Origin of the sequence: Mycobacterium sp. (assembly GCF_046091765.1) — a bacterium.
Lineage (GTDB): Bacteria > Actinomycetota > Actinomycetes > Mycobacteriales > Mycobacteriaceae > Mycobacterium.
Window position 1 is genome coordinate 39,261 of the sequence record NZ_JBJTCF010000071.1, and the last position, 23,132, is coordinate 62,392.

The 23,132-nt window shown below is 70.2% G+C and carries 23 protein-coding genes and 1 pseudogene; 19 read left to right on the forward strand and 5 right to left on the reverse strand.

Going from position 1 to position 23,132, the window contains the following annotated elements; genetic code table 11:
- Nucleotides 1-89: 89 nt before the first annotated feature.
- From ACKOB8_RS07505 to ACKOB8_RS07515, 3 genes and pseudogenes are all read left to right on the forward strand, one after another.
- Nucleotides 90-2,000, forward strand: a complete 1,911-nt coding sequence (locus ACKOB8_RS07505) for an ABC transporter ATP-binding protein (protein WP_526376587.1) — start codon at nt 90-92, stop codon at nt 1,998-2,000.
- Nucleotides 1,997-3,811 carry an ABC transporter ATP-binding protein gene (locus tag ACKOB8_RS07510; RefSeq protein WP_526376588.1) on the forward strand — a complete coding sequence of 605 codons (1,815 nt, stop codon included), beginning with the start codon at nt 1,997-1,999 and terminating at the stop codon, nt 3,809-3,811. Before ACKOB8_RS07505 ends, ACKOB8_RS07510 begins: the two co-directional genes overlap by 4 nt.
- Before the next feature lie 31 nt (nt 3,812-3,842).
- Nucleotides 3,843-4,484 (forward strand): annotated as a pseudogene (locus ACKOB8_RS07515) (phosphoribosyltransferase); the annotation flags it as partial.
- Nucleotides 4,485-4,497: 13 nt separating this feature from the next.
- Here ACKOB8_RS07515 and ACKOB8_RS07520 read toward each other — a convergent pair.
- A complete protein-coding gene (locus ACKOB8_RS07520; RefSeq protein ID WP_526376589.1) occupies nt 4,498-4,842 on the reverse strand; it encodes a DoxX family protein in 345 nt (114 codons plus the stop codon).
- Nucleotides 4,843-4,949: 107 nt separating this feature from the next.
- On the opposite strand from ACKOB8_RS07520, the gene ACKOB8_RS07525 reads away from it, so the two are divergent.
- Genes ACKOB8_RS07525 through ACKOB8_RS07560 form a run of 8 tightly spaced genes read left to right on the forward strand, consistent with a single transcriptional unit; the run spans nt 4,950 to nt 12,841 of the window.
- On the forward strand, nt 4,950-5,303 hold the full coding sequence (locus tag ACKOB8_RS07525; RefSeq protein ID WP_526376590.1) for a DoxX family protein: 354 nt from the start codon (nt 4,950-4,952) through the stop codon (nt 5,301-5,303).
- Nucleotides 5,304-5,355: 52 nt separating this feature from the next.
- Nucleotides 5,356-6,087 (forward strand): enoyl-CoA hydratase, encoded by a 732-nt coding sequence (locus ACKOB8_RS07530; RefSeq protein WP_526376591.1) that lies wholly within the window; start codon nt 5,356-5,358, stop codon nt 6,085-6,087.
- A 12-nt stretch (nt 6,088-6,099) separates the two neighbouring features.
- Nucleotides 6,100-7,242: an MBL fold metallo-hydrolase gene (locus tag ACKOB8_RS07535; protein ID WP_526376611.1), complete on the forward strand. Its 1,143-nt coding sequence runs from the start codon at nt 6,100-6,102 to the stop codon at nt 7,240-7,242.
- Entirely contained in the window at nt 7,239-8,819 is a 1,581-nt protein-coding gene (locus ACKOB8_RS07540; protein WP_526376592.1) for a serine hydrolase domain-containing protein, read from the forward strand. The genes ACKOB8_RS07535 and ACKOB8_RS07540 overlap by 4 nt, the downstream gene beginning before the upstream one ends.
- On the forward strand, nt 8,816-11,206 hold the full coding sequence (locus tag ACKOB8_RS07545; protein WP_526376593.1) for a cation-translocating P-type ATPase: 2,391 nt from the start codon (nt 8,816-8,818) through the stop codon (nt 11,204-11,206). The genes ACKOB8_RS07540 and ACKOB8_RS07545 overlap by 4 nt, the downstream gene beginning before the upstream one ends.
- Before the next feature lie 56 nt (nt 11,207-11,262).
- Nucleotides 11,263-11,475: an Rv0909 family putative TA system antitoxin gene (locus ACKOB8_RS07550; protein WP_526376594.1), complete on the forward strand. Its 213-nt coding sequence runs from the start codon at nt 11,263-11,265 to the stop codon at nt 11,473-11,475.
- 2 nt (nt 11,476-11,477) lie between these two features.
- Nucleotides 11,478-11,924, forward strand: coding sequence for a type II toxin-antitoxin system Rv0910 family toxin (locus ACKOB8_RS07555; protein WP_526376595.1), 447 nt, complete (start codon nt 11,478-11,480; stop codon nt 11,922-11,924).
- A gap of 20 nt (nt 11,925-11,944) precedes the next feature.
- Nucleotides 11,945-12,841 carry an amidohydrolase family protein gene (locus ACKOB8_RS07560; RefSeq protein WP_526376596.1) on the forward strand — a complete coding sequence of 299 codons (897 nt, stop codon included), beginning with the start codon at nt 11,945-11,947 and terminating at the stop codon, nt 12,839-12,841.
- Here ACKOB8_RS07560 and ACKOB8_RS07565 read toward each other — a convergent pair.
- Nucleotides 12,838-14,565 (reverse strand): NAD-binding protein, encoded by a 1,728-nt coding sequence (locus ACKOB8_RS07565; RefSeq protein WP_526376597.1) that lies wholly within the window; start codon nt 14,563-14,565, stop codon nt 12,838-12,840. The genes ACKOB8_RS07560 and ACKOB8_RS07565 overlap by 4 nt on opposite strands.
- 44 nt (nt 14,566-14,609) lie before the next feature.
- Here ACKOB8_RS07565 and ACKOB8_RS07570 point away from each other — a divergent pair, with 44 nt between their 5' ends.
- Together ACKOB8_RS07570 and ACKOB8_RS07575 are read left to right on the forward strand one after the other, a co-directional pair.
- Nucleotides 14,610-15,053, forward strand: coding sequence for a hypothetical protein (locus ACKOB8_RS07570; RefSeq protein WP_526376598.1), 444 nt, complete (start codon nt 14,610-14,612; stop codon nt 15,051-15,053).
- Nucleotides 15,054-15,083: 30 nt separating this feature from the next.
- Complete coding sequence (locus ACKOB8_RS07575) at nt 15,084-15,716, forward strand: hypothetical protein (RefSeq protein WP_526376599.1); 633 nt, start codon at nt 15,084-15,086, stop codon at nt 15,714-15,716.
- A gap of 7 nt (nt 15,717-15,723) precedes the next feature.
- Here ACKOB8_RS07575 and ACKOB8_RS07580 read toward each other — a convergent pair whose 3' ends face one another.
- From ACKOB8_RS07580 to ACKOB8_RS07590, 3 genes are read right to left on the reverse strand one after another with little or no spacing between them, the layout of a single operon-like run.
- Nucleotides 15,724-17,244 carry a carotenoid oxygenase family protein gene (locus ACKOB8_RS07580; protein WP_526376600.1) on the reverse strand — a complete coding sequence of 507 codons (1,521 nt, stop codon included), beginning with the start codon at nt 17,242-17,244 and terminating at the stop codon, nt 15,724-15,726.
- A 15-nt stretch (nt 17,245-17,259) separates the two neighbouring features.
- Nucleotides 17,260-18,489, reverse strand: coding sequence for an acetyl-CoA acetyltransferase (locus ACKOB8_RS07585; protein WP_526376601.1), 1,230 nt, complete (start codon nt 18,487-18,489; stop codon nt 17,260-17,262).
- Complete coding sequence (locus tag ACKOB8_RS07590) at nt 18,486-18,719, reverse strand: hypothetical protein (protein ID WP_526376602.1); 234 nt, start codon at nt 18,717-18,719, stop codon at nt 18,486-18,488. Before ACKOB8_RS07590 ends, ACKOB8_RS07585 begins: the two co-directional genes overlap by 4 nt.
- A 60-nt stretch (nt 18,720-18,779) precedes the next feature.
- Between ACKOB8_RS07590 and ACKOB8_RS07595 the strand changes: the two genes are divergently transcribed.
- From ACKOB8_RS07595 to ACKOB8_RS07620, 6 genes are all read left to right on the forward strand, one after another.
- Nucleotides 18,780-19,073, forward strand: coding sequence for an ArsR/SmtB family transcription factor (locus tag ACKOB8_RS07595; protein WP_526376603.1), 294 nt, complete (start codon nt 18,780-18,782; stop codon nt 19,071-19,073).
- 96 nt (nt 19,074-19,169) lie between these two features.
- Nucleotides 19,170-19,856, forward strand: coding sequence for an energy-coupling factor ABC transporter permease (locus ACKOB8_RS07600; RefSeq protein WP_526376612.1), 687 nt, complete (start codon nt 19,170-19,172; stop codon nt 19,854-19,856).
- Entirely contained in the window at nt 19,853-20,227 is a 375-nt protein-coding gene (locus ACKOB8_RS07605) for a PDGLE domain-containing protein (RefSeq protein ID WP_526376604.1), read from the forward strand. Before ACKOB8_RS07600 ends, ACKOB8_RS07605 begins: the two co-directional genes overlap by 4 nt.
- Before the next feature lie 2 nt (nt 20,228-20,229).
- Nucleotides 20,230-21,009, forward strand: a complete 780-nt coding sequence (cbiQ, locus tag ACKOB8_RS07610; RefSeq protein WP_526376605.1) for a cobalt ECF transporter T component CbiQ — start codon at nt 20,230-20,232, stop codon at nt 21,007-21,009.
- On the forward strand, nt 21,006-21,752 hold the full coding sequence (locus ACKOB8_RS07615) for an energy-coupling factor ABC transporter ATP-binding protein (RefSeq protein ID WP_526376606.1): 747 nt from the start codon (nt 21,006-21,008) through the stop codon (nt 21,750-21,752). Before cbiQ ends, ACKOB8_RS07615 begins: the two co-directional genes overlap by 4 nt.
- A gap of 138 nt (nt 21,753-21,890) precedes the next feature.
- Nucleotides 21,891-23,132, forward strand: a 1,242-nt coding sequence (locus ACKOB8_RS07620; RefSeq protein WP_526376607.1) for a pentapeptide repeat-containing protein, incomplete at its 3' end; no start/stop codon positions are given.

Below are 23,132 nucleotides of genomic sequence, written 5' to 3' on the forward strand. Positions count from 1 at the left end.
ACCCATCTTGCCGGATCGCTGCGCCGGCCGGTGGGAGGCATGGCCGTGACATGATCGGGCAGACAGCTGGCGGAGGAAGAATTCCCATGATGGCGACCAGTGCGCAGGTTCGGGCCGCGTCCGATCTGCTGCGTCTGCTGCCCTACCTGCTGCCCTACCGGACCCGCTGGGTGGCGATGGTCGTTGTCGCGATGGTCAGCCTGGTGGCCACCCTGGCGATCCCGCTGATGACCAGGGCTGTCATCGACGGGCCGGTGCGCCATCGCGACCCGGACGGTCTGTGGCTGGCCGGCGGTGTCGCCGTCGCATTCGGTGTGGCCGAGGCGACGCTGTGGTTCGTCCGCCGCTGGCTGGTGGCGCGCGCGACCATGGGAGTCGAAGCCGACATCCGCAAGGACCTCTACGCTCGTCTGCAGGTCCTGCCGATGTCCTTTCACGGGCGCTGGCAGTCCGGCCAACTGCTCTCGCGAATCATGAATGACCTCAGCGCGATTCGCCGGTTTCTGTCCTTCGGTTTGATCTTCCTGGTACTCAACGGCCTGCAGATCGTCGTGGTCACCGCACTGCTGCTCGCGATGTACTGGCCACTGGGTGTGATCGTGCTGCTGTCGGTGGTGCCGGTGACGATCACCGTCCTGCACTTCGAGCGCGCCTTCACCGAGTTGTCGCGCCAGTCCCAGGATCAGGCCGGTGAGATCGCCACTCACGTCGAGGAGTCCGCTCTCGGACTGCGCGCGGTGAAGTCGTTCGGTCGCGAGGACTACGTCTACGCGCGTTTCGACGCGCAGGCCACCCGGTTGTTCGGCACGCAGCTGCGCAAGGTCGCGGTCTCGGCGAAGTTCTGGACCCTGCTGGAAGCCATCCCGAGCGTGACGGTGATCCTCGTGCTCGGCCTGGGTGCCTACGCCGCCGGGCGTGATCTGGTCAGCCTCGGCACGTTGGTCGCGTTCATCACGATGATGCTCTCGCTGGTGTGGCCGATCGCCTCGCTGGGTTTTCTGCTGTCGATGACGCAGGAGTCGATGACCGCGGCCAACCGGATCGCCGAGATCTTCGACGCGCCGACGGAAATCACCGACGGGCCCTCCGGTGCGCACCCCGGGGGCGGCCGGCTGGAACTGCACGACGTCGGATTCCGCTTCGCCGACGCCCCGCCGGATCAGTGGGCGCTGCGTCACGTGTCGATCACCCTCGAACCGGGCCAGACCCTGGCCGTGGTGGGCCCGACCGGTGCGGGCAAGTCGACGCTCACCGCATTGCTGCCGCGGCTCTACGACGTCACCGAGGGCCGGATCCTCATCGACGGCATCGACATCCGAGACCTGTCCCGATCCGCCCTGCGACGGGTCGTCGCGGTCGCATTCGAGGATCCCATCCTCTTTTCGATGTCGGTGATCGAGAACCTGACTCTCGGCCGCTCCGCAGAAGACCCGGCCGACGACGCGGAGATCGCCGAGGCCATCGAGGTGGCCGCCGCGCAGTTCGTCTACGACCTGCCCTTCGGTCTGCAGACCCGCATCGGTGAGCAGGGTATGAGTCTGTCCGGAGGTCAGCGCCAGCGGCTGGCGCTGGCGCGCGCGATCCTGGCCGCACCCGACATCCTGGTACTCGACGACACGCTTTCGGCGCTGGACGTGCACACCGAAGCCGTGGTTACGGCCGCACTGCGGCGGGTGCTGCGCGGGGTCACCGGAATCGTCGTCGCCCATCGCGCGTCCACCGTCCTGCTCGCGGACAAGGTCGCGCTGCTGGACGTCGTCGACGGTGCCGGGACCATCGTCGCGGTCGGAACCCACGACGAACTGCTGGCAACGGTGCCGCGCTACCGGTATCTGCTGGCCGCCGATGACGAGATCGACGACGGATGTGAGCCCCGCCCGGACTGGGAGGGCGACGACGATCGCGCCCGGGCGGGGCGGGTCTACGCCGAGGAGCGCGAACAGCAGGCGGCCGCCAGGCTGCCCGTGGATTACGTCATCGTCGAGGGCGGTCCGGGATGACGGCGGCATGGCGGGGTCGCCTCGACGAGGAGCCCGACGACCTTCCCGCGGGGGAACTGGCCCCGCGGGCGCGTGAGGCACGTGCGCTGCTTGCCTCGCTGCTACGGCCCTACCTGCTGACGTTGAGCATGCTCATCGCGGTGGTGATCGCCGAAAACGTTGCCCGGCTGGGGGTTCCACTCCTGGTGAAGCGCGGCATCGATGAGGCCATCCCGCCGCTGCTCGATAACGGCTCGGCCGGCGAGCTCATCGTCGTCGTGTCGGTGCTGTGCGTGCTGGTGGTCGTGCAGGCGGTCAGCAGACTGGTTTTCCTCAATGTCTCGGGCCGAATCGGCCAGCAGGTGCTGCTGGAGCTTCGGCGACGTCTTTTCCGGCACTTTCTGCGCCTCGACGTCGCCTTCCACGATCGCTACACCTCGGGCCGGGTGGTCAGCCGCTCGACCAACGACATCGAGGCCATCCAGGACCTGCTCGAAACCGGCTTCGGTGACCTGATCACCGCGGTGCTCACGCTGGCCGGCACCGCGGTGCTGCTGGTGACGCTCGACGTCCGGCTGGGACTGATGTGCCTGGCCGCCTTCCCGGTGCTGGTCGCGCTGGTGTGGTGGTTCGGCGGCGAGTCGGCCAAGACCTACCGGCGGGTCCGGGAGAGCGCGGCCCTGGTGATCGTCCAGTTCGTCGAGACCATGACCGGCATCAAGGCGGTGCAGGCCTACCGGCGGGAGCCGCGCAACCAGGAAATCTTCGACGGCGTCGCCGACTCCTACCGCGCGGACAACGAGCGCGCGTTCAAGCTGCTGGCCGTGTTCATGCCCGCGGTCAAACTCGTCGGCAACCTCACCACCGGTCTGGTGCTGCTCTACGGCGGCTACCGGGTGCTCAACGACGAGATGACCATCGGCACGCTGACGGCCTTCCTGCTCTACCTTCGGATGTTCTTCGAGCCGATGCAGGAGATCTCGGAGTTCTTCAACTCCTTCCAGTCGGCGTCCTCGGCGCTGGAGAAGATCGCCGGCGTGCTGGCCCAGCGGCCCGCGATCGCCGACCCGGCCGAACCGGTCACCCTCGCCGGCGTCCGCGGCGAAATGACCCTGCACGAGGTGAGCTTCGGGTACCTGCCCGGCCAGCCGGTGCTCTCGGGGATGTCGCTTCAGATACCGGCCGGGCAGACCGTCGCCCTGGTCGGCGCCACCGGCTCGGGCAAGACGACGATCGCCAAGCTGATCGCCCGCTTCTACGACCCGCAGTCGGGGTCGGTGACCCTCGACGGCGTCGACCTGCGGCACCTCGCCCAGGCCGACCTGCGTCACCACGTGGTGATGGTGACCCAGGAGAACTTCCTGTTCTCCGGCACGGTCGCCGACAACATCCGGTTCGGCCGGCCGCAGGCCACCGACGCGCAGGTGCGGGCCGCCGCGGCCGCCGTCGGCGCCGACGACTTCATCTCCGCGCTGCCCGACGGCTATGACACCGACGTGGCCAAACGGGGCGGCCGGCTCAGTGCCGGCCAGCGCCAACTGGTCGCCTTCGCCCGGGCGTTTCTCGCCGACCCGGCGGTGCTGATCCTCGACGAGGCGACGTCCTCGCTGGACGTGCCCAGTGAACGTCTGGTCCAGCGCGCGCTGCGCACCGTGCTGGCCGACCGCACCGCGCTGATCATCGCCCACCGGCTGTCCACCGTCGAGATCGCCGACCGGGTGCTGGTGCTCGACGGCGGGCGCGTCCTGGAGGACGGGACGCCCGCGGACCTCATCGGGTCTCAGGGCCGCTACGCCGCCCTGCACCGGGCCTGGCTCGATTCGCTGGCCTGACCCGGCCCGGCGCTGGGGGAGAATCGGTGGCATGGCGCGTTTCGCGGACCGGTCCGACGCGGGCCGGCAGTTGGCCGAACGGCTGCGCGGCTGCCCGGGCAGTCAGTGGGGGTCCGACGTGCTGGTGCTGGCGCTGCCGCGCGGTGGCGTGCCGGTGGCCTACGAGGTCGCCGCGAGCCTGCGCGCCCCGCTCGACGTCCTGGTGGTCCGCAAACTCGGCGTGCCCTCCCACCCGGAACTGGCGTTCGGCGCGATCGGCGAGGACGGGGTGCGGGTGCTCAACGATTCGGTGCTGCGCCGGTCGGGGTTGAGTCCCGCCGACGCGGCGGCGGTGCAGGCCGCCGAAAGCGGGGAGCTGCAGCGGCGGGTCCGCCGCTACCGCGGCGACCGGCCCGGCCTGGCGCTGGCCGGCCGGACCGTGCTGATCATCGACGACGGTTTCGCCACCGGCGCGACCGCCAGGGCCGCCGCGCTGGTGGCCCGGGCCAGGGGGGCGAAGCGGGTGGTGCTGGCCGCCCCGATCGGCTCCGCGGAGACCGTCGCCGAACTGCGCGAGGTGGCCGACGAGGTGATGTGCCTGACCATGCCGGGCGGTTTCTCCGCCGTCGGTCAGGGCTACCGCGACTTCGGCCAGACTTCCGACGAACAGGTGTGCGCGCTGCTCTCGGCGGCCCCGGGGGAGGGAATCAGGGGCGGTTGAGCCACAGAATCGCGACGCTCAGCACCAGCACCGACAGCGCGGGGGCGAACTTGGACGCCGGGTCTTTGGCCTTGGCGTGCATGGCCAGCGCGCCGACCATCAGCCCCGCGACGATCAGCGCCGGCACCACGACGAGCTTGGGGACCCAGATGCCGATGATCAGCAGCACGCCGGAAACGATCTTCAGCCCGCCCACCAGATAGAAGGTCCACTCGGGCAGTCCGTAGACGGCGAACTCCTCCTTGAGCGACTGCGCCGTACCTCCCCGGTAGGCGGTCGCCGACCGGGCCCGCACCAGCCAGACGTTGAGGAGACCGAGCCCCACGATCACTTGAAGTACGCTGGATATCGCGTGAGTTGACATGGGGCGCCCCTGCTGCCGGATGATGTCGCTGCTGAGTTGTGTCGTCAAGGACGACGATAACCGATCGGAACGGTGTGGGCGCGGTCTACGAGGTACTGAAAGTAGTCTCCATTCTCGCGTTTCTCTTCTACGGCTTGCACGTTCTGTTCACCGATGCGATGGCCCAGGAGTTCCAGCGCTACGGGCTGGCCCGGTTCCGCAAACTCACCGGGATCGTGGAGGTGCTCGGTGCGCTCGGGCTGATCGCCGGCTACTTCGTGCCGGCCCTGGTGGTGCTGGCCGCCGGTGGGCTGGCGCTGCTGATGGCGCTGGGCGTCGGGGTCCGCTTCCGCTCCGGTGACTCGGTGGGCCAGGCCCTGCAGGCCCTGTCCATGTTCGCGGTGAATCTGTTCATCTGCGTCTACGCGCTCAGGTCGCTCCTCGGCTGAGCGCCTTCGGCACCGGCGGGCCGCGTCGGCCCGGCCAGTAGTCTGGGGACCCATGATCGGAATCGAGCGGGTCGGCGACGTGGCGACCATCGAGTTGCAGCGGCCCGAGCGGCGTAACGCGCTGAACTCCGAACTGGTCGACGCGTTGCGCGAGGCGGTGCAGAAAGCCGCGGCCGACCAGGTCCGGGCGATCGTGCTGACCGGGGCGGGCAGCGTGTTCTGCGCGGGGGCGGACCTCTCCGGTGACGTGTTCGCCGCGGACTTCCCGGACAAGGCGATCGCGCTGAACAAGGCCATCGACGCCGTACCGGTTCCGGTGATCGGCGCCATCAACGGCGCGGCGATCGGAGCGGGCGTGCAGCTGGCCATGGTCTGCGACCTTCGGGTGGTCGCCCCCGGCGCCTACTTCCAGTTCCCGATCGCCCGATACGGGCTGGCCCTGGACAACTGGAGCGTGCGCCGGCTGGCGTCGCTGGCCGGTCACGGCCGCGCCCGGGCGATGCTGCTGGCCGCCGAGAAGCTCGACGCCGACACCGCGCTGATGACGGGGATGGCCAACCGGCTCGGAACGCTGGCCGACGCCCAGGCCTGGGCCGCGGAGATCGCCGGGCTCGCGCCGCTGTCGCTGCAGCACTCCAAGCGGGTCCTCAACGACGACGGGGCCTACGAGGATCAGACCGAGGTGCACAAGGATCTTTTCGAGCGGGCATGGTCCAGTCACGACGTGATCGAGGCCCAGGTCGCCCGGATTGAGAAGCGCGCCGCGAGGTTCCAGGGAGCCTGAGCCGTGCCCGGTCTGCCCGACCTTCCCGCGCTGCTGCCCAGCGGAAGGGCCGCCGTGCGGCTCGTGGCCGGAACCGCATCGCTGGCCGCCGGGGGGTGGGTGCTGCAGGCATTGCGCGACACCCCCGCGGCGCTGGGCGCCGGCCCGGCCGCGATCAGGGCCGTCACCGAGGGGTCGCCGAACTGTCGCGACGGCGTCTTCAGCAACCTCGAGCCCGCCTCGGCGATCCGCCTCGACACCGAGGAGAACCGCCTGATCCTCTTCGAGATCTTCTCCAGCCGCAGCCGGAGCCTGCCCAACGCGGACATCCCGATGGCGGACTTCACCGCGAATCCGGCCGCCCCGCTGTCGGTCAGTTGGCTCGGGCACGCCACCGCGCTGGTGACGATCGACGGCCACCGGATCCTCACCGATCCGGTCTGGAGTGAGCGGTGCTCGCCGTCGCGCTCGATCGGCCCCCGGCGGCTGCACCCGGCACCGGTGTCGATGGAGTCACTGCCGGCCCTCGACGCGGTGGTGATCAGCCACGACCACCACGACCACCTCGACATGCCCAGCGTGCGAACGCTGGCGCGCACCCAGCGTGCGCAGTTCGTCACCCCGCTGGGGGTCGGGGCGCACCTGCGCGCGTGGGGGGTGCCGGCCACCCGGATCGTCGAGTTGGACTGGGGTGCCAGCACGCAGGTCGGCGATCTCACCCTGACCTGCACCCCGGCCCGGCACTACTCCGGCCGCTTCCTGTCGCGCAACACCACGCTGTGGGCGTCGTGGGCGATCCGCGGGCCGCACCACCGCGCCTACTTCGGCGGGGACAGCGGGTACACCGGCAGCTTCGCCGACATCGGCGCGCAGCACGGACCGTTCGACCTGACGCTGCTGCCGATCGGGGCGTACAACAAAGCCTGGCCGGACATCCACCTGAACCCCGAGGAGGCCGTGCGGGCGCACACCGATCTCAACGCGGGAGCCACCGGCGTGCTGGTCCCGATCCACTGGGGCACCTTCCGGCTGGCTCCGCATCCCTGGGCCGAGCCGGCCGACCGGCTGGTCGCCGCGGCTGCCGACGCCGGGGTAGGTATCGGGATACCGCGACCCGGAGGTCTGGTGGACGCCGCCGCGGCGCAGGATGTCGAGCACTGGTGGCATCGGGTATGACGGCGCTGAGCCGACGGACCGTGGTCCTGGCGCTCGTGTTGTCAATTGCCGGCTGCTCCGCCACCGCTACCAAACCGGCACCGCCGCTGGCTGATTCACCGCGACGTGCACCGGCGATGCCGCTACCGGGGGATGCGGTCGTCGACGCGGTGGCCAAACTCGACGGTCTGGCCGAGCAGCTGATGCGGTCGTCGGGTATCCCCGGGATGGCGGTCGGCGTGGTCCACCACGGAAAAACTGTGTACGCCAAGGGTTTCGGAGTCCGCGACACCCGCACCGGGCAGAAGATCGACGCCGACACGGTTTTCCAGCTCGCGTCGCTGTCCAAACCGCTGTCGGCCAGCGTCGTCGCCCAGCAGGTGGGTGCCGGCACGATCCGCTGGGATACGCCGATCGTCGAGGCGCTGGAGTGGTTCGCGCTCTCCGACCCGGTGGCCACCAGGCTGGTGACCGTCGGTGATCTCTTCGCCCACCGCTCTGGTCTGCCCGAGCACGCGGGCGACCTGCTCGAGGACCTCGGCTATGACCGGCGCACGATCCTGCAGCGGCTGCGACTGCTCCCGCTGGGTCCGTTCCGGGCGTCCTACGCCTACACCAACTTCGGGGTCACCGCCGCCGCCGAGGCGGTGGCCGCCGCGGCGGGCCGGGACTGGGCGCAACTCTGTGACGAGGTGCTCTATCGGCCGCTGGGGATGGCGTCGACCAGTTCGCGATTCGCCGACTTCCTGTCTCGCCCCAACCGGGCCGTCGGACACATCCGGGTTCCCGGTGAGGCGGGCGCCGGCTACCGGCCGCCGCGCGACCCGCGCGACCCCGATCCGCAGGCGCCGGCCGGCGGGGTCAGCTCGTCGGTCAACGACCTGACGCGCTGGCTGGCGATGATGCTCGCCGACGGGCGCGACAACAACGGCACCCCACTTCTGGACCCGAAGGCGCTGCTGCCCGCGCTGACTCCGCAGATGGTGTCCAGCCCGCCCGAGGAGCCCGCCGAGCGTTCGGGTTTCTACGGCTACGGCTTCAACGTCGACACGTCGGCCGCCGGCCGCGTGCAGTTCAGCCACTCCGGGGCGTTCCTGCTGGGTGCGGCGACCAACTTCGTGATCATCCCCGACGCGGACGTGGCGATTGTGGCGCTCACCAACGCCGCGCCGTCCGGTGTGCCCGAAGCGCTCACCGCCCAGTTCGCCGACCTGGTGGAGTTCGGCGAGATCCGCGCGGACTGGCCCGCGCTCTACCGTGACGCCTTCGCCGAGATCGACCGGCCGGTCGGTGACCTGGTCGGAACCCCCGCCCCGGCGCAACCGGCACCGGCCCGCCCGCTACCTGCCTACGTCGGCAGCTACGCCAACGACTATTTCGGTCCCGCCACCGTGACCGCGAACGGGGGCCGGCTCACGCTGTCGCTGGGTGCCCGTCCTCAGACCTTCGAGTTGACCCACCGCGACGGGGATGTCTTCACCTTCGCCCTGGGTTCGGAGAACGCCCCGCCCGGAAGCGTTTCCGCGGCGACTTTCCGCGGCGACACCCTCACACTGGAGTACTTCGATACCGACGGCATGGGAACCTTCACCCGATGACTCTCGCCGCAGGTCTCTCCGATGCCGACGTCGCCACCCGCATCGCCCAGGGCCAGACCAACGACGTGCCGACCCGCGCCTCGCGCAGCGTCGCCGACATCGTGCGGGCCAACGTCTTCACCCGGATCAACGCCATCCTCGGGGTGTTGTTCGCCATCGTGCTGTCCACCGGGTCGCTGATCAACGGACTGTTCGGGCTGCTCATCATCGCCAACAGCGGTATCGGCATCATTCAGGAGTTGCGCGCCAAGAAGACGCTGGACAACCTGGCGATCATCGGCCAGGCCCGGCCCACCGTGCGGCGGCAGTCCGGCACCGTCGACCTCGCGCCCAATGAGGTGGTGCTCGACGACGTGATCGAGATCGGGCCCGGCGATCAGATCGTCGTCGACGGCGAGGTGCTCGAGGCCGGCGCGCTGGAGGTCGACGAATCCCTGCTGACCGGCGAGGCCGACCCGATCGCCAAGGGTCCCGCCGACCCGGTGATGTCGGGCAGCTTCGTCGTCGCCGGGACGGGCGCCTACCGAGCCACCAAGGTCGGCCGCGAAGCCTATGCCGCCCGGCTGGCCGAGGAGGCCAGCAAGTTCACCCTGGTCAAGTCCGAACTGCGCAGCGGCATCAACAAGATCCTTCAGTTCATCACCTACCTCCTGCTGCCGACCGGGCTGCTGATCATCTACACCCAGCTGTTCTTGACCAACGTCGGGTGGCGCGAGTCGGTGCTGCGGATGGTCGGCGCCCTGGTGCCGATGGTGCCCGAGGGCCTGGTGCTGATGACCTCCCTCGCGTTCGCCGTCGGCGTGATCCGGCTCGGCCGGCGCAAGTGTCTGGTTCAGGAACTGCCCGCGATCGAGGGCCTGGCCCGAGTGGACGTGGTTTGCGCCGACAAGACCGGCACCCTCACCGAGAATGGGATGCGCCTGGCGCAGATCGCCGAACTGGGAGCCCCGCGCTCCGGTGAGCGGCCCGCCAGCGTGCTGGCGGCACTGGCCGCCGACGACGCCCGGCCCAACGCCAGCATGCAGGCCATCGCCGAGGCCTACCCCGCCCCGCCGGACTGGTCGGCGACGGCCAGCGCGCCGTTCAAGTCCGCCACCAAGTGGAGCGGGGCGTCCTTCGGGGAGCACGGCAACTGGGTGATCGGCGCCCCCGACGTGCTGCTCGACCCGGACTCGGCGGCAGCCGAGCAGGCCGAGCAGATCGGTGCGCGCGGACTGCGGGTGCTGCTGCTGGGATCCTGCGAACGTCCGGTCGACAGTCCCGACGCACCCGGCCGGGTCACCCCGGCGGCCCTGGTCGTCCTCGAGCAGCGCATCCGCCCCGACGCCCGCGACACCCTGGAGTACTTCGCCTCCCAGAACGTCTCGATCAAGGTGATCTCCGGGGACAACGCGGTGTCGGTCGGTGCGGTGGCGGACTCACTCGGGCTGCACGGGGAGACCCTCGACGCCCGTCGGCTTCCCGAAGATCCCGGTGCGCTGGCTGACACCATGGAGTCCTGCACCACCTTCGGGCGGGTGCGCCCCGACCAGAAGCGCGCGATGGTGCATGCGCTGCAGGAGCGCGAACACACCGTGGCCATGACCGGCGACGGGGTCAACGACGTGCTCGCGCTCAAGGACGCCGACATCGGTGTGGCGATGGGCTCCGGGAGCCCCGCCTCGCGCGCGGTCGCCCAGATCGTGTTGCTGGACAACAGGTTCGCCACCCTGCCCTACGTCGTCGGCGAGGGCCGGCGGGTGATCGGCAACATCGAACGGGTCTCCAACCTGTTCTTGACCAAGACGGTCTACTCGGTGCTGCTGGCACTGGCGGTCGGGGTGGCCGGCGTGGGCGCCAAGCTGCTGGGCACCGATCCGCTGGTCTACCCGTTCCAGCCGATCCACGTCACCATCGCGGCCTGGTTCACCATCGGTATCCCGGCTTTCGTGCTCTCGCTGGCACCCAACAACGAGCGGGCCCGGTCGGGTTTCGTGCGCCGGGTGATGACCTCGGCGCTGCCGTGCGGTGCGGTGATCGGCGCGGCCACCTTCGCCTCCTACCTGATCGCCTACCGGGGCAGCGACGCCGACACCGTCGAGCAGAACCAGGCCTCCACCGCCGCGCTGATCACCCTGCTGATCGGTGCGCTGTGGGTGCTGGCCGTGGTGGCCCGGCCCTACCAGTGGTGGCGCGTGGGTCTGGTCGCGGTCTCGGCGGTGGCCTACGTGATCATTTTCAGCCTGCCGCTGGCCCGGCGGACCTTCCTGCTCGATCCGTCCAACCCCGCGCTGACCTCCGCGGCCGTCGCACTCGGGGTGGCGGCGGCCGTCCTCATCGAGGCGGTGTGGTGGATCGGCGGGCGGGTGTTGGGCGAACCCCGGAATCTGTGGCGCACCGGGCCGTAAGGTTGGCCACGAGCTTCCCCCACGACCGGCGGGACACCGACAGAAAGGCCCCCAACATGTCGTTCCTCGACAAGGCCAAGGACGCCATCAGTGAGAACGTCGACAAGGTCGAAGCGGCGATCGACAAGGCCGGCGACCTCATCGACGAGAAGACCGGCGGCAAGCTCTCCGAGGCGGTCGACAAGGTCCAGGAAGCCGCCCACTCCGCGGTCGACAAAGTCCAGGGTGCGGCGAACGCCGCAGCGGACAAGGTTGATCCCCAGCAGTAGCGGTGGCAAAAGTCTCGGTTTCGGTGGACGTTCCGCTACCGCCCGAGGAGGCCTGGCAGCACGCCGCTGATCTGTCCCGCTACCGGGAGTGGCTGACCATCCACCGGGTGTGGCGCTCCACGCTGCCCGAAACCCTGGACAAGGGCAGTGTGGTGGAGTCCATCGTCGAGGTCAAAGGCATGCCCAGCCGGATCAGGTGGACCATCGTGCATTTCAAGCCGCCCGAGGCGATGACGCTCGACGGGGTGGGGGCCGGCGGGGTCAAGGTCAAACTGGTCGGCAAGGTCCGGCCCGCCACCGGCGACGCGTCGGCGTCGGTGGTCTCGATGGACGTCCACCTCGGCGGGCCCGCCCTGTTCGGGCCGATCGGGATGGTGGTCGCCGCGGCACTGCGCGGCGACATCCGCGCATCGCTGGACCGGTTCGTCACCGTGTTCGGCCCGGGCTGAGCCGACCGTAGACTGCCGCGATGGCCAGACGCTACGAGTTCGGGATCGACTTCGACAAGGTCGACGCGATCGACTTCCACACCCACGTCGAAATCGACGGCAGGGGTCAGTGCGCCTACGACGCCGGGCTCGCCGAGGCCACCCGGCGCTACTTCAAGCTCAGCGCCGAGGCGCTGATGCCGATCGACGAGCTCGCCGAGAACTACCGCCGCCACAACGTCGCGGCGGTGGTCTTCACCGTCGACGCGCAGACCGCCTCCGGGCACCCGCCCAACTCCGTCGACGAACTGGTGGCCGGGGCCGCACGCAACAACGACATCTTGATCCCGTTCGGCAGTGTCGACCCGTGGACGGGTGACGCGGCCGTGCAACGGGTGCGCGAGCTGGTCGAGCGCCGCGGCGTGCGCGGGTTCAAATTCCATCCGAGCCTGCAGGCCTTCGAGCCCAACGACCGCCGGTTCTACCCGATCTACGAGGCGATCGAGGCCGCGGGTGTGCCCGCGCTTTTCCACACCGGCCAGACCGGTCTGGGTTCGGATCTGCCCGGCGGCTACGGGATCAAGCTGCGCTATTCGGACCCCATGCTGCTCGACGACGTCGCGGCCGACTTTCCGGATCTGACGATCGTGATGGCCCATCCGGCGGTGCCGTGGGTGGACGCGCAGATCGCCATCGCCTCGCACAAGGCGAACTGTTACATCGACCTGTCCGGCTGGGCGCCGAAATACTTTCCGCCGCAGCTGGTTCGCGCGGTCGGGCGACACCTGAGCACCAAGGCCCTCTTCGGCACCGACCACCCGTACATCACCCTGGAGCGGTGGCGCCGCGAGTTCGACGCGCTGGGGATCAGCCCCGACGTGGTGCCGCTGATCCTCAAGGACAACGCGCTGCGGGTCCTCGGCGTCGCCGACAACTAGCCGCCTGGCCCGGGAGCGGGCCGCACCGAGCCGGCGCGCTGCCCGCGGCGCAGGGTCTCCAGCAGTTCGTTATAGGGCCCGACCAGGTAGGCGGTGTCGCCGGCCCGCAACCGGACGTCGCGCCCCGGGGGGATCGCGGTGATCGTCCCGCCGCTTTCGATCGCGATCAGCCGGGTCTGGGTGGACAGTGTGGTCGCCGTGACGCCGTCCAGTTCGCTTCCGGGCTGCACCCGGACCCCGCCGACCATGAACGAGTTCTGGCCTACCGAGAATGTGCCGAGGACTTCCAGGCCCATCGCCGCGCCGATGAACCACGGCGTGGCGAGATCGACGGTCGAGCGAACGTGTTCGAACCCGAAGCGGTGCCCCACGGCCTTGCCGAGCGTGCGGTCGTAGATCCGCAGGACGATCGGGCCGCGCCCGGAGCCGCCCTCGGAGCGGGACCCGATCATCTCGCGCAGCACGATGCCGGTCTCGATATTGACCATGTCGTCCTCGGTCAGCACGGCGATCGCGCGGGCACGTTCGGCCCCGGCCGCCGCCAGCGTGGCGCGCAGCGTCGCGTCGCCGAGGATGACCGGCACGTTGAGTTCGGCCGCCGAGGACAGATAGCGGCCGGCCTCGTCGCGCTCGATGGCCACCACGTCATAACCGGACTCCTTGAGCAGACCGGCCACCCGGTAACCGAACGAGCCGACCCCGACGATGACGAAGTGGTCGCGCAGGTGGCTCACTCGCTGGCGATTGGCCGCCTGGCTGATGCGCCGGGACAGCAGCACGTCGGCGATGAACGCCACCAGGATGGCGTTGGTCGCAACTCCGCTGAGCATCATCACCACGCCCCACAGTCGCAACCACACCGGCTGCTCGGTGAAGCTGAAATCGCCGTAGCCGACCGTGGTCAGGGTCTCGGTGGCGAAGGAGAGCGCGTCCATCAGGCTGAAACCGGAGTCCCGGTAGGCCAGCTTCAGGATGACCGCCGAGCCGATCAGCAGGGTGGCCGCCACCGCCAGCGCGCGGTAGAACATCGGGTTGACGTCGTCGTGGAAGGCGCGCGCGGCGTCGATCACGCGAACCGGCCACGGTCGTCGCGGCGAGGCGCCGGTGGAGTCGGCGGCGGAAAGGTCGGCCCTGACGCCCGGCTGTGCGGCCCCGTCCGTCTGACCGATCATCGCGGTCCAGTCGCCGGGGTAGAGCGGATCGCCGGGCGCGGGGCAGGCGATGACCTCACCGGGAGTGGGCGACAGGTCGCCGCGGATCACGGCCACCGGGATCAGCTGTCCGGAGAGTTCCCCCACGGTGCCCGCCCGGGGGGCCGACACCCCGGAGACCAGGAAGTCCAGCGACCCGACCCGGATGGTGTGCGCCGTGCGGCCCAGCAGTGCCTCGACGACCGACGGTGCGGCGAGGTCGGCGACGTCGAGCACCGCGCCGGCCTCGTTGCCGTCGTTCATCGCCTGGCGCAGCACGGAGTTGCCCAGCCGGGCGACCACCCGGACGTTCGGGTTGGCACGGCGGGCCAGCAGTGCGACTTCCAGGTTCAGCGAGTCGTCGGGGGACACGCAGATCACCGCCCGGGCGGTCGCCACTCCGGCGGCCGCCAGGTCGGCCGGGGTGCGCAGCGTCACCACGGTCAGTTCGGCGTCGTTGAGGACGTCGATGATCCGCCGGGCCAGCGCATCGTCACCGCACACGATCATGTGACCGAGGACCTGAGCGCGCATGGGAAAACGGTACGTGGGCGATCAGCCGGTTAGGGTTTTATTCCATGGCACGGCTGCGTCCGGGGTGGTTGGTCGTGCTGTGGTCGGCCGCTCTGGGGGTCAGCGCCTGGCTGCCCTGGCTGACCACCTCGGTCGGCGGGGGCGGGCGGGCCAGCGCCATCGGCGGGGCGCTGGGCAGCATCGTGCTGCCGGCGCGCTTCGGTCCGGGCCAGCTGATCGTGCTGCTGTCCTCGGTGCTGATCGTGCTCGGCGCGATGGCCGCCCGCGGGTTGTCGCCGCGGCTCTCGGCGGTCGCCGCGCTGCTCGTCTCGATCCTGGTCGTGGTCTTGACCTGGTGGTACTACCACGCCAACGTGCGTCCGCCGGTGGCCGCCGGGTACGGGTTGTATCTCGGCGCGCTGTTCGCGGTGGCCGCCGTGATCTGCTCGGTGTGGGCGGTGCTCGTCGCGGTCCTGCGGTCCCGGGGGACCGGGGTTGACGGCCGGTAGGCTGTGGCGGGTTTGAGAAGGGAAGCTGACGTGCGCAGACCGACACCGTCCGGAACCGTTCGGGCCGCCGTACTTCTGGCGGTTGCGGTGATGCTGGCCGGGTGTTTCAACCAGGGACAGCCCAGCGCCGACAAGTGCGAGACGGTTTCGGCGCCGCTGAGTGACGTCCCGACCCGGACCGACCAGGAACCCAAGATGCGCATCCCGGTACCCCCGGGCTGGGAGCGCACCACCCAGCGCGACAACGAGTCGATCCGCTTTGCCATCCGCAACCCCGCCCTGGCCGTCGACGACTTCACTCCCACCGCCGTGGTCACCCTGCAGCAGATCAGCACCCGGGCCGGAAAGCCCGAAAAGATCCTCGAAGAGCAGAACAAAGGGCTCACCGCGAAGTTGAAGCTGACCGACATGAAGACCACGCCGACCACGGTGTGCGGGGCGCCGGCGCTGTCGAGTTCCTACGTCGCACCGGAGGTCGTGCTGGGGCCCAAGCTCCCCAAGATCCCACCGCGCACCGCGACCTCGCTGGGCACGGTGTACCGGGCGGGGGACATCTACTACGTGGCGACGCTGACCGTGCAGGCCATCAAACCGGACAACCCGACCTACCAGCAGGACTCGGCGTCCATCCTCAAGGGCTTCCAGCTGTTGCCGCCGAAGTGAGTCCGGCCTAGAGGCCGACGGCGGCGGCTGCGGAGTCGGTCTCCCGCCAGCGGCGCAGTTCGGAGCCCGCGACCCAGGTCGAGTGGGTGCCGCTGGAAATCCGTTCCGGCAGCGCGAGCTTGCACACCGGTCCGTCGTCGAGCCGGGCGGCGTCGAAGACCAGGCAGTAGGAGGCGTCGGCGTTCATGTCGGTGGTCAGCGTGACCAGATACCCGTCATCCTCGCCGCGGCTGTTGACCCGGGGCGCCATCGCGGTCTCGCTGCCGTAGACCCCGTCGGCGAACCGGTAGTGCTGCTCGGTTCCGGTCATGGCGTCGTGGCGCACCAGGCCGTCGAAGAGGAACCAGCCCGGCTTGCCGGTCGCGGCGTAGGAGTAGCGGTAGGACTCGCCGGTCCGGGCGGCGTTGATCATCCCGAATTCGGAGATGGTGTCGCTCAGCGGTTGCTCGGTGACGGCTCCGGTGACCAGGTTGAGCCGCCAGCGGTGCAGGCGGGCCTGCATCCGGTCGAGCGCGAGGAACCGGAACGCGCGCTGCCACTTGTCGCCGACACCGGTGTCGGCCGGTTCGGGGTCGCCCTGGAAGAACCCGTCGAGCACGATCTCGTCGCCCTCTTCGTAGGCGTTGACGAAGTGCAGCACGAAGGTGGGCTCGGCCTCGAACCAGCGGATGTCGCGCGGGCCGTCACCGCGGCGGGGGACCACCGCGAAACGGGACGGCATGTCACGGTGGAACTTGGGGACGTGCAGGCCGCGCTCGAGCAGTTCGGGCTCCCAGAACAGCGGAAAGTCGTTGAGGATCACGTAGTTGCGGGTGAAGGCCATGTCGTGCGGCAGCCGCGGGCCCGGCAGCGGGACGTCGACGTAGTCCACCAGTTCGTTGTCGGCGTTGACCACCCCGTAGTGCAGGTAGGGCGCGCTCTTGCTGTAGTTGAAGAACAGCAACTCGCCGGTGCGTTCGTCGACCTTCGGATGCGCCGAGACGCCCCACTCGAACGGGAAGCCCCCGTTCCAGGTCTCCTTGCCCAGCGTGTCCGCCGTGTAGGGATCCACCCGGTAGAGGTCGCCGCACTGGTAGAAGCTGGTCAGTGCGATGCCGCGGTGCACCACCACATCGGTGCTCGAGGCGTCCTTGAGCAGGGTGCGCGCCCCCCAGCCGTGGTCGGTCTTGGCCAGCGCGGGCGATTCGGCCAGACCGGGCCACAGTGTCTGGCCGGCGTGCTGTTCGGTCTCGAAGGCCTCGGTGCGGATGAACCTGTTGCGGTAGAAGGCGGTGCCGTCGCGGAAGCCGACGACGTGCAGCATGCCGTCGCCGTCGAACGGGTGATAGGACTTCAGTGCCGGATGCAGCGGGTTCTCGGTGTTGCGCAGATAGATCCCGTCGAGGTCGGCGGGGATCTCGCCCTGCACGGCGATGAGGTCGTCGGCGCGCCACTCGGCGGTCTGCGGCCGCCACGGGCCGGTCCGGTACGGGTGGTCGTCGTCCTCGGGCAGCGTGGACAGGAACTTGCCGACGATCTCAGTATTCATCAGACCCCGCGTTCATCAGGCGGCGTCCTCCGCGGACCCGATCACGAAGCTGACCGTGGTGGCGGTGCTGCCGCCGAAGTTCAGCGTGCCGAAGCGCCGCGCCCCGCCGACCTGGTATTCCCCGGCCAGGTCACTGACCTGCTTGGCGGCGTCGAGCATCATCCGCACGCCCGAGGCGCCGACCGGGTGGCCGCCGCCGATCAGGCCGCCGGAGGGATTGATCGGCAACCGGCCGCCGAGTTCGATGTCCCCGCCCTCGATCGCCTTCCACGACTCACCCGGTCCGGTCAGCCCGATGTGGTCGATCGCCACGTACTCGCTGGGGGTGAAGCAGTCGTGCACCTCGAAACCGTCGATGTCGTCCAGACCCACCCGGGCGCGGCCGAATGCGTCGTGCACGGCCGCGCGCACGTGCGGCAGCACGTACGGGTTGGCGGCGTCACGGTCGAGTTTCTGGCGCAGCCCCAGCCCGACGGTGCGATGCCCCCAGCCCTCGATGCGCCCGATCGGGCGCACGCCGGGATGCTCGCGCAGGAACTCGTCGCCCACCAGGACCACGCCCGCGCCGCCGTCGGTCATCTGGCTGCAGTCGAAGCGGCGGATCCGGCCCTCGACGGGCGGGTTGACGATGTCGTCGTCGCCGACGGCACTCAGGTCGGGCACCCGCCAGTCGCGGGTCTGGGCGTTGGGGTTGCGCCGCGCGTTGGCGAGGTTGATCGCAGCGATCGCGCGCAGGTGTGCGTCGTCGATGCCGAACCGGCGGTCGTACTCGTCGGCGACTTCGGCGAACATCGACGGCCACAGGAACGTCGCCCCCTCGCCTTCGTGGCCGGTCCAGGCCGCGGCTCCCAGGTGCGCGGCGGCGACGTCGCCGGGAACCGTCTTCTCCAGCTCGAGTCCCACCACCAGCGCGGTGCGGTAGTTGCCGGCCCGCAGATCGGCCATCGCGGCCAGCGCGGCAACGCTGCCCGATGCGCAGGCCGCCTCGTGGCGGGTGGCCGGGGTGTCCCAGAGCTCGGAGTGCACGGTGGCCGGCATGGCGCCGAGGTGGCCCTGGCGGGCGAACATCTCGCCGAACGCATTACCGACATGCACGACGTCGATGTCGGCGGCGTCGATCATCGACTCCGCCAGGGTGCGGTCGACGACCTCGAGGGTCAGTTCGGCGAAATCACCCCCCTCCCGGGTGAGGTTGCGCGCGAAGTCGCTCTGATACCCCCCCAGGATCCAGACGTTGCCGGTCACACCGGTGATGATACGGCGTTCGGCGCGGGTAGGGTCGGTGCGGCCAGCACGCTGAATTCCAGGGAGCCGACCATGAGATTGCAGATCACCGACCGGATCGGACTCGCGTTCGGGGCGCTCGCGCTGACCGCGATGGCGGCCACGGCGGCCACGGCCTGCGGTGCGAAAACCGAACGCGGGCCCGCTTCGCCGTCGACCCCGTCACCGACCGTAAAGGGCTCGGTGCTCACGCCCGCACCGGAGCTGCCGACCACCACCGAGCCGCGAGGGTGAACGGGTAGGTTTCGGCTGTGGGGCAACACGCGGCGCGGGCGGTGGACATCGCCGGCTGGACGCAGCGTTTCGACCTGTTGTCGGACCCCAACCGGCTGGAGATCCTGCTCAGCCTGCACCGCACCCCGGGCATCTGCGTGGGGGAGTTGGCCGCCGCGGTGGGCCGCTCGGAGAATGCGGTGTCACAGGCGCTGCGTGTGCTGCGCCAGCAGGGCTGGGTCACCTCCACCCGGGTCGGCCGCCAGGTCAACTACGAACTCGCCGACCCGACCGTGCACGACCTGTTGCATTGGATCGGCGCCGGCCACTGAGTCGGAAGAGCATCGGCGGCATCTGATTATCTGAACATCTAGACAGATGGCGAAGGCCGGACTTAGCCTGCTCGGGTGAGCTCGACGACGCTGGCCATGCACATGAGCGACGGCCTCGTCACCGCCCCGACGTCGATCGTCTTCGGTGTGATCGCCGCCGCCGGTCTGGCGGTGTGCGCGCGGCGGGCGCGCACCGAACTCGACGAGCGCACGGTGCCCCTGGCCGGCCTGGTGGCGTCGTTCATCTTCGCCGCACAGATGGTCAACTTCCCGGTCCTGCCCGGCGTCAGCGGTCACCTGCTCGGCGGTGCGCTCGCCGCGATTCTGGTGGGCCCGTTCACCGGTGCGCTGTGCATCGCGATCGTCCTGGTGGTGCAGTCGCTGCTGTTCGCCGACGGCGGGGTCAGCGCGCTGGGCACCAACATCACCAACATGGCGCTGATCGGGGTGGCGGCGGCGTACGTCAGCGCGTGCGCCGTCGCGGCGCTGCTCCGGCGGGGGAGCGCACGGCTCGCGGTCCCGCAGCTCGGTGTGGTCGCCTTCCTCTCCGCCGTGATCGGAACGGTCGCCGCCGCGGCGGGTTTCGTCATCGAGTACGCGATCGGTGGCGCGGGGACCGCGTCACTTGCCGCGGTGACGGGCTTCCTGTTGGGAACGCATGTGCTGATCGGTGTCGGCGAAGGCGTCATCACCGCCGTGACGGTGCTCGCGGTGGCGCGCGCCCGGCCGGATCTGGTCTATCTGCTGCGCACCCGGCCCCTTCCCGCGCAGGTCACCGCGTGAGCGCCCGGCCTGACTGCGCATCCGGCTGGAGGTTCCGGCTGGTCTTCCTGCTCGCCATCCTCGCCGTCGCCGGCGGTCTGTCCGCGCTGGCCAGTTCCAGTCCCGACGGCCTGGACTCGGCCACGCTGCGGGGATGTGCGGTCGCCGACGTGGATGGCGCCGAGCACCTGACCGGGCAGTGCCTCGCGCAGAGCGCACGCGACCATGACCTCGCCGCGTCCCCGCTCGCCGACTACTCGATCGGCGGTGTCGAGAGCAGCGGCGGGCTGGCCGGCGTGATCGGAGCACTGATCACCCTGGCCGCCGCCGGTGCGGTCTTCTGGCTGATCGCGCGAACGCGGCCCGCAGCGCCCACTGACAGCGGAGCCTGAGTGTGGGCGGCGCCCACGCACACCCGCTGTACCGCGACGGCCGCTCCGTCGTGCATCGGCTGCCCGCCGAAGTCAAGATCGTCGCCCTGGTGGTGTTCGTGCTCGCGGTCGTCGCCACCCCGCGGGAGCTGCTGTGGCCCTTCGGGATCTACGCGCTGATCCTGCTGGTGCTGTGGCGGGTCGCGGGGATCCCGCTGTCGTGGATGCTGCCGCGGATGGCCATCGAGATACCGTTCGTGATCCTCGCGGTGCTACTGCCCTTCGCCGAGGGCGGCGAGCGCGTCGAGGTCGCCGGGATTTCGCTGTCGGTGGCTGGCCTCCACGCGGCGTGGGCAATCGTGGCGAAGGGCACCCTGGGTGTGGCCGCGTCGCTGACCTTCGCGGCCACCACGTCGGCGCGTCAGCTGCCGCTGGCGCTCTCCCGGCTCGGGATGCCGGCCATGGTCACCTCGGTGCTGGTGCTGATGATCCGCTACATCGACGTACTGAGCGCCGAGGTGAGCCGGATGCGCATCGCGCGACTGTCGCGCGGAGACTCCGCGCGCACCCTGCACCAGGCGGGGGCGACCGCGAAAAGCGTTGGGGCGCTGTTCCTGCGGTCCTACGAGCGCGGTGAGCGTGTCTACGCCGCGATGCTCTCCCGCGGATACGACGGCACGGTACCGGCAATGGTGCTCGGCCCCGGTGGCGCGGCCCAGGCCTCGGCACGGCAGTGGGTGCTGGCCCTGCTGCCCGCGGCGGCTGCCGTCGTCGTGGTGCTCGCCGCGTGGGTGCTGCGATGACACCGGCCGTGCGGGTCGCGGCTCTGCGGCACGTCTACCCCGATGGTCACCGCGGTCTCGACGGCGTCGAACTGACGATTCGAGCCGGCGAGCGGGTGGCGGTGCTCGGCCCCAACGGAGCGGGCAAGACGACGCTGATGCTGCATCTCAACGGTGTGCTCAGCCCGACGTCGGGTTCGGTGAGGATCGGCGGGACGGTGGTCGACCGGGCGAGCCTGCGCGCGATCCGCCAGCGGGTCGGGCTGGTCTTCCAGGATCCCGACGATCAGCTGTTCATGCCGACCGTCGCCCAGGACGTCGCCTTCGGCCCGGCCAACTTCGGGGTGCGCGGCGAGGAACTCGCCCAGCGGGTCGGTGCGGCGCTGCGGGCGGTCGCGCTGAGCGATCAGGCCGAGCGCAGCCCCGCGCACCTCTCCGCCGGCGAGCGCCGCCGGGCCGCGCTGGCCACCGTGCTGGCCTGCCGGCCCGACGTGCTGGTCCTCGACGAGCCGTCGGCCAACCTCGATCCGGCGGCCCGTCGCGACCTGGCCGAGACCCTGATCGCGCTGGACACCACCCTGCTGATCGTCACGCACGACCTGCCCTTCGCCGCTCAGCTGTGCGAGCGCGCGGTGGTGATGGATGCCGGGACGGTGGTCGCCGACGGCGACATCGGGTCGGTGCTCGCCGATTCGGCGCTGCTGGCCCGCCACCGCCTGGAACTGCCCTGGGGATTCGACCTGTCGGTCGTCCGTCCCGGCTGACCGCCACCGCCGGTCTGACGGAACCGGCCAGGTGAATCACGAATGTGTGATAGGAGTCACTGGTCTTCGATGGGTCGGGCGGGGTCCGAGCGGGGGTTCTTGTTGGCCGCCGACGGTGTCGCGGTAGGAGGTCAGGGAATGTGCGCGGATAACTCGGCCGGCCGGCAGTCCGCCGGCCCGGGGCGGCACCGCCGCACCGCCGCCCCGGTGGTCCTGACCCTGCCTCCGGCTGCCCGCGCGACTTCTTACGTCGGTCGGGTCGGGGCCCTGGCGGTCGCCCTCGGGGTGGGTACGGCCATCCTCGGCACAGCGGCGGTGGCTGCCGCGGACACCGACACCGGCCCGGCCGCCGAGTCGGCCGCCCAGGAGTCGACCGACTCGGGGAACGCGGGCAACGCCGTCGACAAGTCCCAGGCCCGCCGCAGCGGACGGACCCGCGATGCGGCGGCGGCGCCTGAGGCTGCGGCGAGCACGGCGGCCGCGGGGACGGCCGACAGCCGCGCGGCGACGCCCGCACGCCGACCCGCGGGTTTGCGCCCCACGGGTGTTCAACCGCGCGACCCCGGCATCCCCACCGCATCCCTCCCGCAATCCCCGGCCAGGGTTCCCCAACTGACCTCCCCAGTGATCGACGTCGGTGCCCCGCCGGTGCCGACCGCACTGGCCGACCTAGTCGCCGCCGATAACGCCGCGGCGGCCGAGAGCCCGGCGGGCCCGCAGGTCGCCGCCACGGCGGCCGCGGCGCCGGCGCCGGTGATGACGGCGTTCAATCCGTTGGCCGGCCCCGCTGACGAGGTGGTCGCGGTCGTCGAGACGGTCGCCCCGCCGGCCGGGACGCCGGCGATGGTCGCGGCGCCGCCCGCCGGGACGGCGACATCTCCGGAAGGTGACCTCTCAGAGGACCAGGTCCTCGGCGTGGCACTCAACGCCTTGGCGGCCACGGTCGGTGCCGGCGTCACCACGCCTTCCGGGGGGGGCCGGCGTGAGGCGGGCATCTCCGCGGCCGGGGCCGCCAAGACCTCGGGCACGGCATTCAATCTGGGCTTCGGCAATGTCGGCAGTTCCAACTTCGGCAATGGCAACGTCGGCGACTGGAACTTCGGTTCCGGTAACGCGGGGAATCGCAACGTCGGGTTTGGCAATCTGGGCAATTTCAATGTTGGACTGGGTAATTCCGGTGACGGCAACTGGGGCTTCGGGAACACGGGCAGTGGGAACATCGGGTTCGGCAACACCGGAACGGGCAATATCGGGTTCGGGTTGACCGGGGATAACCAGTTCGGGTTCGGGGGGTGGAACTCCGGGACGGGCAATACGGGGTTGTTCAACTCGGGGTCGAACAACAAGGGGTTCTTCAACTCCGGTGCCGGGAACTTCGGT